Raw genomic sequence first — 19188 nt, forward strand, 5'->3', positions numbered from 1 at the left:
TCTTCGATGAAAATGGTAAGAATATGCCATGTACAGTAATCGAAGATGCTGGTCATACCGATTTTTTTTCCAATTAACCCAGACATAATTATTTATTTAATTTATTACTATTTGTTATTAACACTCAAGGCCGAAAATACGTTTCAGCCTTGAATTGTATTTTTACCGTTTTTCCTTTGCACGAAGCTTAGGACATGTAAGTTTATTACTAAACCTTGATTTCTACTTCAACACCACTTGGCAATTCAAGTTTCATTAACGCATCAATTGTTTTTGATGACGAAGAGTAAATATCTAATAACCTCTTATAAGAGCTTAATTGAAATTGTTCTCTTGATTTCTTGTTTACGTGTGGAGAACGTAATACAGTGAAAATTTTCTTGTGCGTTGGTAATGGAATTGGTCCAGTTACAACAGCTCCAGTACTTTTTACTGTTTTTACAATCTTATCAGCAGATTTATCTACTAAGTTAAAATCGTAAGACTTTAATTTTATTCTGATTTTTTGACTCATTTTCTTAACTTTTAAGATTGTTCTCCTTTAGCCGCTTTAATAACTTCTTCAGATATACTTGACGGTGTTTCAGCGTAGTGTGAAAATTCCATTGTTGACGTTGCACGACCTGATGATAGTGTTCTTAATGTTGTAACATAACCAAACATTTCTGATAGTGGTACAGTGGCTTTTACAGTTTTTGCACCTGCTCTATCACCCATATCACTCATTTGTCCACGACGACGATTTAAATCACCCACGATGTCACCCATATTTTCCTCAGGTGTAATAACCTCAAGCTTCATAATAGGTTCCATTATTACTGCCTTGGCAGCTCTTGCACAATTTTTAAATCCTAACTTTGCAGCTAATTCGAAAGATAACTGATCAGAATCCACATCATGATAAGATCCATCTCTCAATGTCACTTTCATAGAATCGATTTCATATCCTGCTAAAGGTCCATTAACCATAGCCATTTTAAATCCTTTCTCAATTGAAGGGATAAATTCTTTAGGAACGTTACCACCTTTAATTACAGATTCAAATTGAAGACCTACTACACCTTCATCTGCAGGCTCAACCGTAAATACGATATCAGCAAATTTTCCACGACCACCAGATTGTTTCTTATAAACTTCTCTATGATCAGCAGACTGTGTAATAGCTTCTTTATATTCAACTTGTGGTTGACCTTGATTTACTTCAACTTTAAACTCACGACGTAAACGATCAACAATAACATCTAAGTGAAGCTCACCCATTCCAGAGATAATAGTCTGTCCTGAAGCTTCATCTGAACGCACAGTAAACGTTGGATCTTCTTCAGCTAATTTAGCTAAGCCCATACCCAGTTTATCAACATCTGCTTTAGTTTTAGGTTCAACCGCAATACCAATTACTGGATCTGGGAAGTCCATAGACTCTAAAACAATAGGATGCTTTTCAGCCGACAAAGTATCTCCTGTTTTGATGGATTTAAATCCAACAGCAGCTCCAATATCTCCAGCTTCTATATAATCAATTGCATTTTGCTTGTTAGCGTGCATTTGATAAATACGTGAAATACGCTCTTTTTTACCTGAACGATTGTTTAACACATATGATCCTGCGTCTAAACGACCTGAATATGCTCTAAAAAATGCTAAACGACCTACAAAAGGATCTGTAGCAATTTTAAATGCTAAAGCAGCAAAAGGCTCCTTTACATCTGGCTTACGTAATTCTTCTTTATCTGTATCTGGATTAACACCCACAATACCTTCTTTATCCATAGGAGAAGGCAAATAACGACATACGGCATCTAATAAGAATTGTACCCCTTTATTTTTGAATGCAGAACCACAAATCATTGGAATGATAGCCATATCCATTACAGCAGCTCTAAGTGCATTATGCACTTCTTCCTCTGTAATAGAATCTTCATCTTCCATAAACTTCTCTAATAAGTTCTCGTCGTAGCTAGCTACTTCTTCAATAAGTTTACCACGTAAGATTCTTGACTCTTCTTTAAGCTCTTCAGGAATATCAACAACATCAAATGTTGCGCCCATACCTTCTTCATGCCATACAATAGCCCTATTCTTAACTAAATCGACAATACCCTTGAAGTTCTCTTCATCACCAATGTTCAAAACGATAGGCACTGCATTAGAGCCTAACATTTCTTTAACTTGGTTACAAACCATCATAAAATCAGATCCTTGACGGTCCATTTTATTTACGAAACCAATTCTTGGTACCTTATAGTTATCCGCTAGTCTCCAGTTAGTTTCTGATTGTGGCTCAACACCATCAACCGCACTAAACAAAAACACTAAACCATCAAGAACACGCAAAGAACGGTTTACTTCAACCGTAAAATCAACGTGACCTGGTGTGTCTATTATATTAAAGTGATATCCTTTTGTATCAGGCGTAGCTTTTCCATTATCAGTTGGAAAATCCCACTCACAAGTTGTTGCAGCCGAAGTAATTGTAATTCCTCTTTCCTGCTCTTGCTCCATCCAATCCATTGTTGCAGCACCATCATGTACTTCTCCAATTTTATGAGAAACCCCTGTATAATAAAGAATACGCTCTGTAGTAGTAGTTTTTCCTGCATCAATATGAGCAGCAATACCTATATTTCTAGTTAATTTTAAATTTCTTGCCATTTCCTATTAAAATCTAAAGTGAGAAAATGCCTTATTTGCTTCTGCCATTTTATGAGTATCCACTCTTTTTTTAACAGCTGCTCCTTCTTCTTTAGCTGCTGCTAAAATTTCTGAAGCTAAACGCAATGCCATAGATTTTTCGTTTCTTTTACGAGAATAGCTAATTAGCCATTTCATTGCCGTAGAAACTTTACGGTCTGGACGAATTTGCATTGGTATTTGAAATGTTGCTCCACCAACACGACGACTACGTACTTCTACGTGAGGCATCACATTTGATAAACCATCTTTCCAGACTTCTAATGCTGTTTTTTCTTCGTCAGTCTTTTTTGAATCTACAATGTCAATTGCATCATAGAATACTTTAAAAGCGACAGACTTTTTTCCATCCCACATCATCATGTTAACGAAACGAGTTACTAACTGGTCGTTAAAACGTGGATCCGGCAAAAGCGGTCTCTTTTTTGCTGCTCTTTTTCTCATGTCTTCTTCTTAAAGTTTTAATTACTTCTTAGGGCGTTTAGCACCATACTTAGATCTACGTTGCGTTCTACCTGAAACACCTGCTGTGTCTAAAGCACCACGTACAATGTGATATCTAACTCCTGGCAAATCTTTTACCCTTCCACCTCTAACCAATACTATCGAGTGCTCTTGCAGATTATGTCCTTCACCACCGATGTATGCGTTAACCTCGTTTCCGTTTGTTAAACGAACTCTTGCTACCTTACGCATTGCTGAGTTAGGTTTTTTAGGAGTCGTTGTGTAAACACGAGTACACACACCACGTCTTTGCGGACAAGAATCTAAAGCAGCCGATTTACTCTTCTTGGTTATTTTGGCTCTTCCTTTTCTTACTAATTGCGAAATTGTTGGCATATATAATATATATAAATTTTATTATCCTCTTTTTAAGAGGGCTGCAAAGGTAGAAATTAAAATGAATAATTCAAACCCTAATTGGTTAATTTTTAAGAGTTTTTAAAAAAAATAACATTAGCTATATTATTAGCCTAGATTTTCCGTTAGATTTACATAAAAATTAGCCAATAAAAACGTGATAAAAACGCCTTATTTCATCCTTATTGTATGTGTGCTTTTTTCAACGGAAGGGTTTTGTCAAGATTTATCCTTAAAAATTGAAGGCCAAAATAAAATTGAATCCAGTATTATAGATTCTTTGGGGTATTTAAAACTCCATACCGATTTTAAGTCCATCCAATCTGAAGTAGACCTTATAAACGCAGCACTTTTCAAAATAGGTTATATTGAAAATGAATTAAAGAGTTTAAAAAAAACAAACGACACAGCTTTCTATTCTCAAATTCATTTAAAAAACAAATTTAACACCATATATATAGACTACAATAAAAACAATATTGATACGTCTATTTTAAACTTGGTGTCAAAAGATGTGTTTGAAGATTATTTTATTCTGAAATTTTCTGAAGTTGAGAGTGCACTTAATTTTATTAATTCTGAAATTTCTAAAAAAGGATTTCCATTTTCTAAACTACAATTATCTAATATAACAATTAAAGACGCTTTTAATTTAAAAGCGATTTTAACTGTTAACGGCTTTGAAAAGAAAAGAATCATCAACGATATCGTTATTAAAGGTTATGAAAAATTTCCACGCTCGTATCTCAAACACTTTCTGAAAATAAAACCTAAGCAGGTTTTTGATTTAAATAGCATTAAAGAAAAAACCAGCCAATTAAATAATTTGAATTTCGCTAATGAGATTAAATCCCCCGAAGTATTATTTTCAAAAGATTCCACATCCTTATACCTGTATCTTAAAAAATCCAAAAGCAATGCTTTTGATGGCTTTTTAGGGTTTGGAAACAATGAAGACACCAACAAGCTAGAATTTGATGGTTATTTAAATTTAAACCTTGTTAATAATTTAAATTTTGGCGAATCATTTAGATTATTATATAAGAGTGATGAAAACGATCAAAAAACTTTTGAAACAGACGTCTCACTACCTTATCTATTTAACACACCTATTGGTGCAGACTTACTACTAAGGATTTTTAAAAGAGACTCCTCATTCACAACCGTTAATCAATCTGCTCGATTACATTATCAGATAAATTCTAAAAACAAAATGTATATTGGCATTGTTTCAACAGAATCGAACAATCTTCTTAACGAGAATATAAACCCCATTATATCAGATTACAAAACCCAACACTATACTATAGCCTATCAATATTTAAAATCACAATCCAACAATATCCTTTTTCCCATAAAATCTAAATTATATTTAGAAGCCGGCTTCGGAAAGAAAACAACGTCTACAAATTCAGAAAATCAAGCACAATACTCCATAGATGCCTTAAAGATATTCTTATTAAATAACAAAAATAGCTTCTTTATAAAGGTTAACGGCTCTAATTTGATAACGGATACCTACTTCGAGAATGAACTATTACGATTTGGAGGCATTAATTCTATAAGAGGATTTGAAGAAAACAGTCTCTTTGCCTCGCTATTTGGCGTAATAAATACAGAGTATAGATATCAACTAAACAATTCAATTTATTTACATACTATTATTGATGCTGGATATTTTGAAAACAAAATAACAAAATCTAAGGAAAAACTCTTCGGATACGGCTTTGGATTCGGAATTCTTACAAAAGCGGGACTATTACGATTTAATTATGCGAATGGAAAAACTGAGAATACCCAATTTAAACTCTCCAATTCTAAAATACACCTCAGTTTAACAGCTAATTTCTAGCCACATCTTGTCATTTTCTTAAAAATTTGGCCTTTTTCTTAAATTTTAACCCTTATTTATTGTTTTATTAACTTTTTATTATGATTTTTGACATTGACTAATTCAAATAATTATAAAATGAAAACAAAGTTTAGTGGAATTCTAACGCTATTACTAGCGTTTGTTGTGCAACTAACGTTTGCACAAGAAAAGACAATTTCAGGTACGGTATCAGATGGTTCTGGTTTACCTCTTCCTGGGGCAACTGTCTTAGTTAAGGGTACTTCTTCAGGTACATCTTCAGATTTTGATGGTAAATATTCAATTAATGTGGATCAAGGAGGTACTCTTGTATTCAGTTTTGTTGGTTATACTACTAAAGAAGTTGCGGTAGGTGCCTCAAATTCAATTAATGTAATTTTACAAGAGGATGCTGAAGCCTTAGAGGAAGTTGTAGTAACTGCCTTAGGTATCAAGCGAGAAGAAAAAGCCTTAGGTTATTCTGTACAAGGAATAAAAGGTGAAGGCATGACTGAAGCAAGGGAAAGTAACATTTCAAATGCATTAAGTGGAAAAATTGCCGGAGTACAAGTTACTGGTACATCTGGTAGTGTTGGTGCTTCATCTAGAATTGTATTAAGGGGTAACTCTTCAATTACTGGTAATAACGAACCGCTTTATGTTGTTGATGGAGTTCCTGTTGATAATAGAAGTTTTGGTAACGCTGGTTCTGGTGGTGGTGTTGATTTACCAAATGGTGCTGCAGACATTAACCCTGACGATATTGAATCTGTAACGGTTCTAAAAGGTCCTAATGCAGCTGCATTATACGGATTACGTGCAGGTAACGGTGTCATTGTTATTACAACGAAAAAAGGTAATGGATCTAAAAAGTTTGGTATTTCAGTTAATACAAACGTAACATTCTCTAATCCTTTACTTTTACCAGATTATCAAAATTCTTATGGACAAGGTGGTGATACTACTTACTTCGAATTTGTTGATGGTGCAAGTGGTGGTGCTGGTGATGGTGTAGATGAAAGTTGGGGTGCTCCTTTAGACGTTGGCCTTGAGTTTATCCAATGGAATTCTCAATTAAACGGAGGAAGAGCTTTACCATGGGTATCTCATCCAGATAATGTTAAAAACTTCTTAGATACTGGAGTTAACATATCTAATAATGTTTCATTTACTAATAATAACTTTAGGCTATCTATTGGTAACACAGATGAACAAGGTATGGTTCCTAATACAGAGTTAAAAAAGATTACTGTTGGTATTAGCGGTTCTTTAGAGCTTGGCGAGCGTATGACTGCTGGTGTGTCTCTAAACTACTTTAACACAGATAGTGATAATTTACCTATCTCTGGTTATAATAATGAAAATCCTTTCCAACAATTTATTTGGTCTGCAAGACAGGTTGATTTTCAAGAATTAAGAAACTGGGAAAGCTTTCCATTAGCGCCAGCGGGAACTGCTGCTGCAGGAACGCCTTTAAACTGGAATCATAACTTCCAAAACAATCCTTACTGGGTATTGGATACAAACAGAAACACTCTAGCTAAAGATCGTTTAATCGGTAATATAGATGTATCTTATCAACTAACAGATTGGTTATCATTTAGCCAAAAAATAGGTATCGATACTTACAGTCAGTTGGAAACTCAAAGACAAGCTGTTGGTAGTAATAATGCTCAGAATGGTAGTTATTTTGAAGTTCAAAGACGTTTTGAAGAAGTTAATGCAACATCTTTATTGTCTGTGAACAAACCAATATCTGAAGACTTTGGATTCTCTGCAAGTGTTGGTTTCCAGCATATGAATAGAAGATATAATTCTACTTCAGGTTTTCTTCCAGGCTTAGAATTACCTAATTTATATACACTTTCAAACCTACAAACAGGTGCAACTGCAAATGTGAGTAGCTTTTCAAGAAACCAGCAGATTAATAGTGTCTTTGGATTCGGTCAATTTTCATACAAAAATATGATATTTATTGACTTCACTGCAAGACAAGATTATGCAAGTATATTACCTGTTAAAAATAATTCATTCTTCTACCCTTCAGTAGCAACTTCTCTATTATTATCTGAGATGATTGATATGAAAGGAGCGAAAATTGATTTCTTAAAAATTAGAGGTGGTTGGTCTCAAGTAGGTAGTACAGGAGCTTTAGCACCTTACAACATTATTCCTACTTTTGGTTTAACTAACACTGGTTTTGGTAACCAAGGTTTCTTACCAAATACACAATTCAACCCGGAATTAAAAGCTGAGACAGTAACCGGTATAGAGTTTGGTTTAGATGCTAAATTATTTTCTAATAGACTACGCTTAAGTGCTACTTACTATGATCAACAAAGTGAGGATTTATTAGTTCCTATTCAAGTATCATCTTCAACAGGTTCTACAAACTCTTGGGATAATATTGCCGATATGAGTAATAAAGGTATTGAAATCCAATTAGGTGGTACAATAGTAAGAAGCGACGATTTTAGCTTTGATGTTGATGTAAACTTTGCTAAAAACGAAAACGAAGTTGTGTCATTAGGTGAACTAGATAGTTATGTTCTAGGAGGTCAATGGGGTGTTACACTTCAGGCTAGACCAGGTCAACCTTACGGTGTAATTGTTGGTCGTGATTTCGAAAGAACTCCTGATGGACAAGTTATCTATGAAAATGGTCTTCCAGCTATTGATCAGTCCCAACAAGTACTTGGAGATATTGCTCCAGACTTTACAGGTGGTGCGAACTTTACGCTTAGATATAAAAACTTAAGTTTCTCAACACTTATCGATGCCAAAATTGGTGGAGATGTGCACAGTATGACTTATGCTTGGGGTAGATATGCTGGTACTTTAGAAGAGTCTTTAGTTGGTAGAGAAACAGGTGTAGTTGGTAATGGTGTTAGAGCTGATGGAAATGGTGGATTTGTGACAAACGACGTTGTTGTTGGCGCACAATCTTTCAACCAAGCCTCTTACAGTAATAGTATTGAATCCAGTTCTGTATTTGATGCAAGTTATGTTAAACTAAGACAAATGACTTTAGGTTATAGTGTACCTTCTGAATTGCTTAAGAATTCACCTTTCGAAGCTGTTAAGTTTTCGATAGTAGGTAGAAACTTGGCGATTCTTTATAAGAAAGCTCCGCATATTGACCCAGAAACAGGGTTTAGTAGTTCAAATGGGAACCAAGGTCAAGAATTTGGTCAATACCCTTCAGCAAGAACTGTTGGTTTCAACATAAACTTAAAATTCTAAAAAAAAATCATGAAAAAATTTAAAATAATATTTTTAGCTCTTATCAGTATTTCATTCGCAACAAGTTGTGATGGGGACTTTGAAGAACTAAATAAAGACCCTAATAACCCAGTAGCTATTCCAGCTGATTTAGTATTGGGTTATGCACAAAGACAATTTAGCAATGCTACTTATGGCATGCAAAGAGGAGGAGACATGGGAGCTTGTTGGGCTCAATTATGGTCAAAAGTACAGTACAACGACGAAGCAAGATATGTACCACGTAGGGGTGTTATTGATGCCATATGGAACAATATCTACACATTAACCGTTTCTGAAGCGACAGCTATGTATGACTTAGCAGAAGCTGATGGAAACACAAACTTACAAGGTGTTGCGTTAGTAATGCAAGCTATAGGATATCAAACATTAACTGATCTCTATGGACCAATCCCTTATACTGAAGCTGTTAATGGTGCTATTTTAAAACCTGCTTACGATAGTGAAGAGGTTGTTTATGATGGTGTTATTGATTTATTAACACGTGCATCTTCTTTATTATCTAGTGGTACTGGAACTATTACAGCATCGTCTGATTTATATTATGGTGGTGATGCATCAAAGTGGTTGAAATTAGCAAATTCTTTAAAGTTTAGAGCTTTAATGAGAATTTCAGGAACCAAAAATGTGTCTTCAGAGTTAAGCGCTCTTTTAAGTGGTGGCCAAATGTTTTCTAGCAATGCAGATAGTGCTGAGTTAGTTTATCTTTCGGTAGCACCCGATGCAAATCCTATTTGGGAAACTGTTGTTGATGGAAATAGACCTGAATATAAAATAGGGTTAGCTTTAGTTGACATATTAGAAGGTTTAGGTGATCCTAGATTAGAGGCTTACGCATCGCCTAACGCTAGTGGCGATATTGTTGGTAAACCAGCTGGTTTTGGAAATCAAACACCACTGCCAAATGAAGAGTTAGGCTATACTTATGCTAATATTTCTGGTTTGGGTGATTTTTACTTACAACCTGAATTACCTGCGGTAATTATGTCTTACTCTCAATTAAGCTTTTTAATGGCAGAAGCTGCCAATGAAGGTTTTATATCTGGTGGAATACCAGCTGCTAAAAATTATTATTATCAAGGAATCACAGCTAACTTTAGCTGGAATGGACTTGATGCTGCTTCTTACATCGCTCAAGAGAACTTAAATTTTGCTTCTCAGTCAGACGGACGTAACAAGATAGCTACTCAAGAATGGATATCACTATTTAGTCAAGGTTTTGAAGCTTGGACTGAATGGAGAAGAACTAACATACCTGCACTTTTACCTGCAGCAGAAGGTGCTGAAAGTTCAATACCATCACGTCTTTATTATCCAACACTAGAAGCTTCTTTAAACAAAGAAAACTATGATTCTGCAGCTTCAAGTCTTGGTGGTGATTTATTAACATCGTCATTATTTTGGCAATAAAAAAAAAAGAAAAATTATGAAAACATTAAAAAAATTAATTTTAACGTTATTTGTATCAACCATGATTTTTTCATGTGTTGATGATGACAATGATGAATTGACTGGAAATGCTGCCGTTGGTGGCTATGTCGATGTCGGGAATCCTTTAATCAGTTATGTTGTTGGTAGTGGAAACACTTACGCAGCAGCAGGAGCTGTATTTCAAGGAGAAGTAACAACCGGTTTAATAAATGTGTATAACACATTTACTGATAACATGACGGGTCAAAGTAGTAATAGAACATTACTCAAAACTATTCAAGTTTCAGATTTAAGCATAGGTTCAACTGCTCAATTTGATTTAACATTTACTTATGAAGAATTAATTGCAGGATTAACTTTAGCCGGAAGTCCTCTGCCTAGTGATGATGGTGGATTGAATATCGGTGACTTCTGGATTTTAGAATATGAATCAGAAACTAGTGAAGGTAACACTCATAATAATTCCTCGACAACTAAGGTAGCTGTTGGAACACGTTATGCAGGAATATATTCGGTAGTAGAAAGTGAATATTGGAATTCAGGTAATTTTATTGGTAATTGGTCTGGAGGAGACAGAATTATTGAATCTGTTGATGCCACTACTTACAGACACGTAGGTTTAGCTTACTGGGATGATAATGAGTTTTTCTTTAGTGTTGATAATGATACTAACGTAATAACTGCATTTGATAAAGATTTAGAAGATGGTGATTTATTACTAAATGGGTCTCCAGTTATGACTTGTACCGGTGGTACTGGTGCTTTTGAATCAATAACTTGTGACGGTTCTACTTCACGTGCTATTCCTGATGATGCAAATGGTGAAGACGTTCTAGAATTTACAATAGGTTATTTCAGGGGTGTTGGAGCTACTAGAGAATTTTTTGAACGACTTGTAAAACAAGTAGACTAATTCACTTTAACAAAATATAATAAATATGAAAAATAATATATATAAAATAGCGTTGGTTCTAAGTGCTTTTGTCTTAGCCCTCGCTTGTGAAAATAGTGACGACCTAACTGGCGATAGCGTAGCTAAACCTTCAAGTCCAGCTTTATCGGTATCACTAGATTTTGCTAATAGTCAATCTCTAATAGAAACAGAAGCTGATTATGCATTTACAGTATCTTTAAGTCAACCACAGATAACAGCTGTAGTTGTATATCTTGAACTACAACCTAGTAGTACCGCAACTGAAGGTGATGATTTTTCATTTCCTCATTCTGTAAGAATTCCAGCTGGAGCAACTTCTGTTTCAGATGTGATTACTATACATACTGATGATTTAATTGAAGAAACAGAAACTGCCTCTATAAAAATAGGTACAGGCTTCGAATCTAACGTTACAGCTACAAATTCTGAAACAGTTACATTCAGTATTATGAATTATACTGATGGTGATTTAGCCGTTGGATTAGATTGGGCACTAGGCACAACAATTACTGATAATTTCGGAAACGAGATAGGCGTTTATGATGCTGGTGATTTACGTTTATTGTTAACTGATGGTACCAATGTTTTGGATGGAGCTGATGGTGGATCTGCAGAATCATATGTTTTAAGTGGTGCTGCTCCTGACGGAGTCTACTATATAGTATCTGATTTTTATGACGCTTATGATGTTCCTGTTGATTTTGATCTAACTCTTACTTTTGATCAGGCAGGTACTATTAACGGACAAACTCATTTTTTCCCTGCTGCTTTAAATAGCGCATCTTTATGTGGTGCAAATTTCGTTACTCTGGCAAAAATAACCAAAACAGGAACATCTTATGCTTTTGAGGAAGTAGGTGAACGTAATTTTGTGTCGAACACTTGGTCAGGTACTGACGTAATTGATGCATTTTCGGCTTCTGGATATGCCAGTGAAATTGTTAGTGATGTAGATTGTGATGGAACATTTTTAAGAGGAATCAACGCATCATGGATGTTAAACATCTGGGGTGAGGAAATAGTTGAAGAGGCTAACGTTTATTACACTGTTGATGGATCAGGAAATGTTACAATTGAATCTCAATATATCTTTACAACATTATATAGTGGAGCTCTATATCCTTATACAATTGATGCAACGGGAACGCTTGTAGGTGATACTCTAACTCTAAATTATAATTTAGACCAGGAAGGTTTTGCTGTAGATGATTGGATGTTAGCAAATGGCTATATGGCTCAAGATTATTTCATAGCCACTGTTACTAAAGACTAATTTTAAAATAAATCAAATATTTTAAAAAGCCACTCTAAATATAGAGTGGCTTTTTTTTTAATACTAGTTTACATATTTATCGAATTGGTGTTCATTTTTTGTATCTTCCAAAAAAAAAAAAATGAAAAAAACAACATTACTCTTAATTGGGTTGGTATTTGTATCACTATGTGCTACCTCTCAAGAAAACACCCAAAAAGCAATTAATGATTTTGCGAAGAAATCACAAGCAAAGATTTCATTTAATAAAAATTTAGAAACTCCTAATTTTATTAAATTTCCGCTAAATAAGGCATATACCCTAGCGGGAAAAAGTTTGAAGGAAAAAGCTAATAACTTTTTATCTCAAAATAAATCTATGTATGCCATTGCCGATGCAAATGAATCATTAAAAGATGGTATTGCTAAAACAGACAACTACGGTTTAAAACAGTACACAGTAAAGCAATATTTTAAAGGTGTACCAGTTTTTGATTCTGAACTTCGTTTTCATTTTGATAAAAATGAAAATTTGACCTCTATAAATGGCACTATTATTTCGGATATTAATGTAAACCCCGTTCCAAGGTTATCCAAAACTGAAAGTGCGACTATTGCCATAAATCTTGTTAAAAATCAAAACATAAACTATTCAGGTGAACCTTTAAAAACTATAACAAATAAGTTATTAATATTTCCAAAAGGTTTAGTTCAAGGAAATGTTACTGCAAAACATCTAGCCTACAGAATTGAAGTAAGAAATGACGTAGACGTGAGAGAATATTTATTTATTGATGCGCATACTGGTAAATTGGTTGAACAATTTACTGGAATAGCACATGCTTTAAACAGAAGTTTATATGAAGAAAATCTTGCTAACCAAAGATACTCTGAAGGTGGATCAACTTTCTTTCTAAGTCAATGGGGGAAAAATGAAGTAGCAGCAGCAGGTCATATGTATTATTTATTTTTTAATGCCTTTGGTGTTGACTCCTATGATAATGCAGGTGCTGAAATGATAACTATAAATAACAATCCAAATATTAATTGTCCTAATGCTACTTGGAATGGTGTCTCTGCTAATTATTGTGATGGTACTGCATCAGACGACGTTGTAGCGCATGAATGGGGGCATGCTTATACTCAATATAATAGTAATTTAGTTTATGCTTATGAATCTGGCGCTTTAAATGAGTCCTTTTCAGATGTATGGGGTGAAACAGTAGATTTACTTAATGATTATGAAGATGAGGGCGAAAATCTTAACCTGCGTTCCAACTCACGTAGTTCGGTTCGTTGGAAGATGGGCGAAGATGCATCTGCTTTTAACGGAGCTATTCGAGATATGTGGGATCCAAAAAAAAATGGTGATCCAGATAAGGTTACTGCTAGCAACTTTTGGTGTGACTCCGGAGATAACGGTGGTGTACACATTAATTCAGGAATACCAAATCACGCATATGCATTACTTGTAGATGGAGGCATATTTAATGGGCAAACCATAACTGGTCTAGGTTTTACCAAGGCAGCACATATATTCTTTAGAGCGCAAAGCGAATATTTGACTAGCACAAGCGGTTTTGCCGATTTTGCTGATGCTATTGAAGCATCTTGTAATGATTTAATTGGTATTAATTTAGAGGGTATATCTATGACGTCCACACCGGCGGGTCCATCGGGTGAAATAATAACTGCAGCAGATTTAACACAAGTTACAAATACTTTAATAGCTGTTGAATTGCGTACAGACAATCTATGTGTTTATGAAACTATACTTGGGCCTTCAACTGCTTTATGTGGAGCTGCAATGTCTAACCCTGTTTTCTTAGAAGATTGGGAAAGTGGACTTGGTGCCTGGACAGTCTCACAACTTCCTGTAGATCCTTCTACTTGGTTTCCTCGAGATTGGACTGTAGTAGGTAATTTACCAAATGGCAGAGCAGGACAAGCTATATATGCAAAAGGGGACTTAGTTGGAGATAATTGTGGTGGTACAGATTTTGAAAACGGCATAATACGTTTAGAAAGCCCAAGCATAACTATGCCAAACTATACTAGTGGAACTTTTAGTTTAGCCTTTAACCATAGTGCTACTATTGAAGAAAATTTTGATGGAGGAAACATTAAATACAGTTTAGATAATGGTATTACTTGGGATATTATACCTGGATCAGCATTTACTGAAAATGCATACAACATGACACTCAATAATTCTTCTGATAATACCAACCCAATGAAGGGTGAAGAAGCTTTTTCTGGAATGGATGAAGGACCGGGAGTTAGTGAAAGTGAATGGGGCCAAAGTACTATTGATTTATCTGCTATAGGCGTTACCGCTAATTCTACTTTGAAATTGAGATGGGAATTTGGCACTGATGAATGTAATGGCCCCATAGGCTGGTTTGTAGACGAGATTGTTATTTATAACTGTTCTGAAGCGTTATCAATTAATGACTTTGACTTTTTAGATAATAATATTAGTATTTACCCTAACCCGTCTTCTGGTATTTTTAATATTAAAATGAAAAGCATTTCAGATTTCCAATATAATATTTATGATATTACTGGAAAAGAGATGACTGCTAGAACAGAGGTAATGAATAATACGTTTCAATTAGATTTAAGTACATATTCAAAAGGGATTTACTTCTTTAAAGTGTACTCTAGTGAAGGTGCAATTACTCAAAAATTAATTGTGCAATAATAATATAGTTATTTTTTAAACTACTAAAAGAGACTGATTTATCAGTCTCTTTTTTTATACCTTTACCCCAATGGAAAATGAAACACAAATATTCGGAATACGAGCTATTATAGAAGCTGTAAATGCTGGTAAAACCATTGATAAAGTATTTCTGCAAAAAGGGCTTAAGGGCGAATTATTTGGCGAATTAGAATCTGTTTTAAGGAAAAACAGTATTAATTCATCTTATGTTCCTGTTGAAAAACTGAATAGGTTAACCAATAAAAACCATCAAGGGGCGGTTGCTCAAATATCGCCTATTGAATTTCACGACATGGAAACTCTAGTTGTCAATGTTATGGAATCTGGGAAAACACCACTTTTTCTTTTACTAGATCAATTAAGTGATGTTAGAAATTTTGGTGCTATTATCAGAACTGCAGAATGTACTGGTGTTGATGGTATTATTATTCAAAAAAAAGGTGGAGCACCTGTTAATGGCGATACCATTAAAACAAGTGCTGGTGCTGTTTTTAAAATTCCGATTTGTAAAGTAGACCATATAAAAGATGCCGTATTTTACATGCAGGCCTCTGGTATAAAAGTTATTGCTGCTACCGAAAAAACAAAAGACACGTTATATGATGTTTCATTTGTTGAACCTTGTGCTATAATCATGGGATCTGAGGGTAGAGGTATAAACCCTTCTACTTTAAAGGTTGTAGATGCCAAAGCTAAACTGCCATTGCTGGGTGATATTGAATCTTTAAATGTTTCTGTAGCTTGTGGTGCCTTTTTATATGAAGTGGTAAGACAACGAATGAAGTAGATAGTCGCAGTTTTCAGTCTCAGTTGTTCTCATTAATTTTTAGAACAAAACTTATTGAACCTGTTTTCCATTAATCTTTCTCAGGATTTTTTTTGTAGGTATAACTTATATTGAGTTGCTTCTCCTCTATTTCGGGCTCAACAGTTTCTATAAAATTTCCGTCTTCATCAAAATGTTTTAAAAAAGGATCGTTTTCTTCGTTATAGTTTTCGTGTTCCCAAACATACTTTTTAGGTTTTGCAATTTCTTTTCTAAAAATTAAAGCAAATAACAACCCTGTTATTAAACCTGCCATGTGGCCTTCCCAAGAAATACCTTTTTCTATGGGTAAGGTATACCAAATCATACTCCCATAAAGAAATATAACCATAAGCGATAAGGCTATAAGTCTATAATGTTTTGCAAAAACACCTTTAAAGAATGTAAAACTGACTAAAACATAAATAAGACCACTTATCCCGATATGATAAGATGGTCTGCCCATGCACCAAGTAAGAAAACCAGATAATAAAATACCTAAAAGAATGACTTTCCAAGCGATGTGCCTATAGAAGTAAAACAATGCCGTAGATAAGACAAATAAAGGCACCGTGTTATGATAAATATGTTTGATATCGCCATGAATAAACGGGCTTAATAAAACGCCTCTTAAACCTTTTAAAGTTTGTGGAAATACACCATACTTACTAAAGTTGTAACCAAAACGCACCTCGAACCAGAATACCAACCAAATAATGAGTACAAAAAATACGGGGTACGCCACTACACCCGTTGAGAATTTAAAATGTTCTTTGTTTTTCATTATACTAAATGTAGCAAATTGTTATCCAACTTTTGGTTTTGTGCTAAATTGGCAGATAAGCACTCAATATTCTCGCGTGAGGCCTGCCTGGCGGTAGGCAGGGATTGAACGGTATGTTTGAAATCCTTTTTATTCCTTTAAAACCAAAAGATTGAGTGTCGAAATATTTATATTCATGAGTTCTTTAATTTAAAAATTTAAACCAACGAGTAAAGCTCGACCTTACTTTTCTGTAAGGACACGTCCAAAACTTAAATAATTTCGTGTAATTTTACATTCATGGATATGAATGCCCCTTTAGCGGAACGGTTACGACCAAAAACCTTAAAAGACTACGTGAGTCAAGCACACTTGGTAGGCAAAGATGGTGCATTAACCCAACACATAAAGCAAGGCTTAATACCTTCCATGATTTTTTGGGGACCTCCTGGAACAGGTAAAACAACTTTAGCAAATATTATTGCAACTGAATCTGGGAGACCGTTTTATACTTTAAGTGCCATAAATTCTGGTGTTAAAGACATTAGAGAGGTTATTGATAAAGCAAAACAAAGTGGCGGATTGTTTACTACTAAAAACCCCATTTTGTTTATTGATGAAATCCATAGGTTTAGTAAATCTCAGCAAGATTCTTTATTGCAAGCTGTTGAAAAGGGTTGGATTACACTTATTGGTGCAACTACAGAAAATCCGAGTTTCGAGGTTATTTCAGCACTTTTATCGCGTTGCCAGGTTTATGTTTTAAATGCTTTTGATAAAACCGATTTAGAAACGCTTTTAAAGCGGGCTATTGAAACGGATGAACATATATCTAAAAAAAACATAACACTTAAGGAAACCACCGCCCTTTTAAAGCTATCTGGTGGTGACGCAAGAAAATTGCTTAACATTTTTGAGCTTTTAGTCAATTCGTACGATACCGATACTATTGAAATTACGGATGAAGACGTTTTACAAAAAATACAAAACAATATAGTTCGCTACGATAAAACTGGTGAGCAGCATTTTGATATTATTTCGGCATTTATAAAATCTATTCGTGGTAGCGATCCAAATGGTGCAGTATATTGGTTAGCACGCATGATTGAAGGTGGCGAAGATGTTAAGTTTATTGCACGCCGTTTATTGATATCGGCAAGCGAAGATATTGGGAACGCCAACCCTACGGCTTTGGTGATAGCTAATAACACTTTTCAAGCGGTTTCGACCATTGGTTTTCCGGAATCTAGAATTATTTTAAGTCAGTGTGCCACATATATGGCCTGTTCGCCCAAAAGTAATGCCGCATATATGGCTATCGGTAAGGCGCAGCAATTGGTTAAGCAAACTGGCGATTTAAGTGTGCCTCTAGAGGTTAGAAATGCACCTACCAAACTTATGAAAGAGTTGGGTTATGGCGACAATTACAAGTACGCACATAACTACGAAAATAATTTTGCACCTCAAGAATTTCTGCCAGACGAGATAAAAAACACGACATTTTACGAACCAGGGAATAACACTCGTGAAAACGCACATCGCGAATTTTTAAAACAACGCTGGAAAGATAAATACGATTATTAAATTTATTTGGGCGTTACCACAAGGGTCGGGCTTTCTCTACTCGCTTCCTCCCGCGTTGGCGAGCTCAAACATGTCGTACAATCCCTATCGCAAATTCACGTTATAAATAAAACTTAGAACTTAATATTTAATGGGTCTTGCTCTAGAGTACTACCAGAATAATATTCTATTACCCAATCATCTCCTTTTTTGTAAACCATAGCGTTTTTGCCTTCAACTAAAAACACATTTTTTAAATTGGTGTTCTTTATTCTGTATATCACTTTTGGCGAACTATCAACCAACTGAAATCCGTTTTCAATTTCTTGTGCATACAATACATTTGAGGCACCTTCAATAACAGTCCTTTTTTCTTCAGCTACCTTTCCTAGTATGTCTATCACTGGTTTTGGTTGCGCCACAACTACTTTTTGAGTTTTAACTATAGGTTTTTTAACTATAGCCAATTCAGCAACTTTTTCGTTTTTTAAGTTTTCTATTTCTTTTCTTAACTGTTGTATTTCTTCAGATACTTCATTCTTAACTCCGGGCTGCGCTGTGGTTCTAATCGAGGTTATATTTTCATTCGGCTCGTACTTATATGTTGTGGCTTCCAAATATTTAAAAGCATCGCGCAACGCCAGATTGAATGCCGTTTTATATTCTTTTTCTCTACTTTCTCCCAAAGGAGACGTGTATAAGACTTTGTCATTACAATCCTTAAGTTCTATTTTTAGTTTGGTTTTAAATAATCCAGATTCTTTTGTTACATCAGATTCTAAAGCTAAACATCTATTTAAAACTAAATCCTTAGGGTAATCTGAACCTTCCATTACCGCTTCAAAACCATACCTATTGAATAAAAATTTTGTCAGCGAATTCAAGTTATATTCGTCTTTCGCTTTCAAAAAATCAAACTTATTCGGCACAATAACATACTTATAACTATTTATAGTCACTTGAGAAAATACAGATGTTGCAATAAAACAGGTGAGTAGTATCGTAAAAAATTTAGTCTTCATGTTGTTG

14 protein-coding genes are annotated in these 19188 nt (G+C 34.8%); 8 read left to right on the forward strand and 6 right to left on the reverse strand.

The annotated features are described in order from the left end of the window. Positions 1-208: 208 nt before the first annotated feature. Genes rpsJ through rpsL form a run of 4 tightly spaced genes read right to left on the reverse strand, consistent with a single transcriptional unit; the run spans position 209 to position 3531 of the window. Positions 209-514, reverse strand: coding sequence for a 30S ribosomal protein S10 (rpsJ, locus tag QZ260_RS10100; RefSeq protein WP_295985741.1), 306 nt, complete (start codon positions 512-514; stop codon positions 209-211). An 11-nt stretch (positions 515-525) separates the two neighbouring features. Next, positions 526-2652, reverse strand: a complete 2127-nt coding sequence (fusA, locus tag QZ260_RS10105) for an elongation factor G (protein ID WP_295985743.1) — start codon at positions 2650-2652, stop codon at positions 526-528. Between the two features lie 6 nt (positions 2653-2658). Continuing rightward, positions 2659-3135 (reverse strand): 30S ribosomal protein S7, encoded by a 477-nt coding sequence (gene rpsG, locus QZ260_RS10110; RefSeq protein WP_295985747.1) that lies wholly within the window; start codon positions 3133-3135, stop codon positions 2659-2661. 21 nt (positions 3136-3156) lie between these two features. Beyond that, positions 3157-3531 carry a 30S ribosomal protein S12 gene (gene rpsL / locus QZ260_RS10115; protein WP_019386263.1) on the reverse strand — a complete coding sequence of 125 codons (375 nt, stop codon included), beginning with the start codon at positions 3529-3531 and terminating at the stop codon, positions 3157-3159. 178 nt (positions 3532-3709) lie between these two features. On the opposite strand from rpsL, the gene QZ260_RS10120 reads away from it, so the two are divergent. The 7 genes from QZ260_RS10120 to rlmB all read left to right on the forward strand — a co-directional run bounded on the left by QZ260_RS10120 (position 3710) and on the right by rlmB (position 15815). Beyond that, the gene (locus tag QZ260_RS10120; RefSeq protein WP_295985755.1) at positions 3710-5404 is read left to right on the forward strand and encodes a ShlB/FhaC/HecB family hemolysin secretion/activation protein; all 1695 of its coding nucleotides are present in this window, start codon (positions 3710-3712) and stop codon (positions 5402-5404) included. 117 nt (positions 5405-5521) lie between these two features. After that, entirely contained in the window at positions 5522-8647 is a 3126-nt protein-coding gene (locus QZ260_RS10125; protein WP_295985757.1) for a SusC/RagA family TonB-linked outer membrane protein, read from the forward strand. Positions 8648-8656: 9 nt separating this feature from the next. Next, positions 8657-10096: a SusD/RagB family nutrient-binding outer membrane lipoprotein gene (locus QZ260_RS10130; RefSeq protein ID WP_295985759.1), complete on the forward strand. Its 1440-nt coding sequence runs from the start codon at positions 8657-8659 to the stop codon at positions 10094-10096. A gap of 16 nt (positions 10097-10112) precedes the next feature. After that, positions 10113-11030, forward strand: coding sequence for a hypothetical protein (locus QZ260_RS10135; protein ID WP_295985760.1), 918 nt, complete (start codon positions 10113-10115; stop codon positions 11028-11030). Positions 11031-11055: 25 nt separating this feature from the next. Further along, the gene (locus QZ260_RS10140) at positions 11056-12324 is read left to right on the forward strand and encodes a hypothetical protein (RefSeq protein ID WP_295985761.1); all 1269 of its coding nucleotides are present in this window, start codon (positions 11056-11058) and stop codon (positions 12322-12324) included. 121 nt (positions 12325-12445) lie between these two features. Next, positions 12446-15007 (forward strand): M4 family metallopeptidase, encoded by a 2562-nt coding sequence (locus QZ260_RS10145; RefSeq protein ID WP_295985763.1) that lies wholly within the window; start codon positions 12446-12448, stop codon positions 15005-15007. A 70-nt stretch (positions 15008-15077) separates the two neighbouring features. Beyond that, positions 15078-15815 carry a 23S rRNA (guanosine(2251)-2'-O)-methyltransferase RlmB gene (rlmB, locus tag QZ260_RS10150; RefSeq protein WP_295985765.1) on the forward strand — a complete coding sequence of 246 codons (738 nt, stop codon included), beginning with the start codon at positions 15078-15080 and terminating at the stop codon, positions 15813-15815. A 70-nt stretch (positions 15816-15885) separates the two neighbouring features. Here rlmB and QZ260_RS10155 read toward each other — a convergent pair whose 3' ends face one another. Next, the gene (locus QZ260_RS10155; RefSeq protein WP_295985767.1) at positions 15886-16617 is read right to left on the reverse strand and encodes a rhomboid family intramembrane serine protease; all 732 of its coding nucleotides are present in this window, start codon (positions 16615-16617) and stop codon (positions 15886-15888) included. Between the two features lie 285 nt (positions 16618-16902). Between QZ260_RS10155 and QZ260_RS10160 the strand changes: the two genes are divergently transcribed. After that, positions 16903-18180: a replication-associated recombination protein A gene (locus QZ260_RS10160; RefSeq protein ID WP_295985786.1), complete on the forward strand. Its 1278-nt coding sequence runs from the start codon at positions 16903-16905 to the stop codon at positions 18178-18180. A 113-nt stretch (positions 18181-18293) separates the two neighbouring features. On the opposite strand, the gene QZ260_RS10165 is transcribed toward QZ260_RS10160, so the two are convergent. Beyond that, positions 18294-19181 carry a hypothetical protein gene (locus QZ260_RS10165; protein ID WP_295985769.1) on the reverse strand — a complete coding sequence of 296 codons (888 nt, stop codon included), beginning with the start codon at positions 19179-19181 and terminating at the stop codon, positions 18294-18296. Positions 19182-19188: the final 7 nt, after the last annotated feature.

The organism is uncultured Algibacter sp., from assembly GCF_905480415.1.
GTDB lineage: Bacteria > Bacteroidota > Bacteroidia > Flavobacteriales > Flavobacteriaceae > Algibacter_B.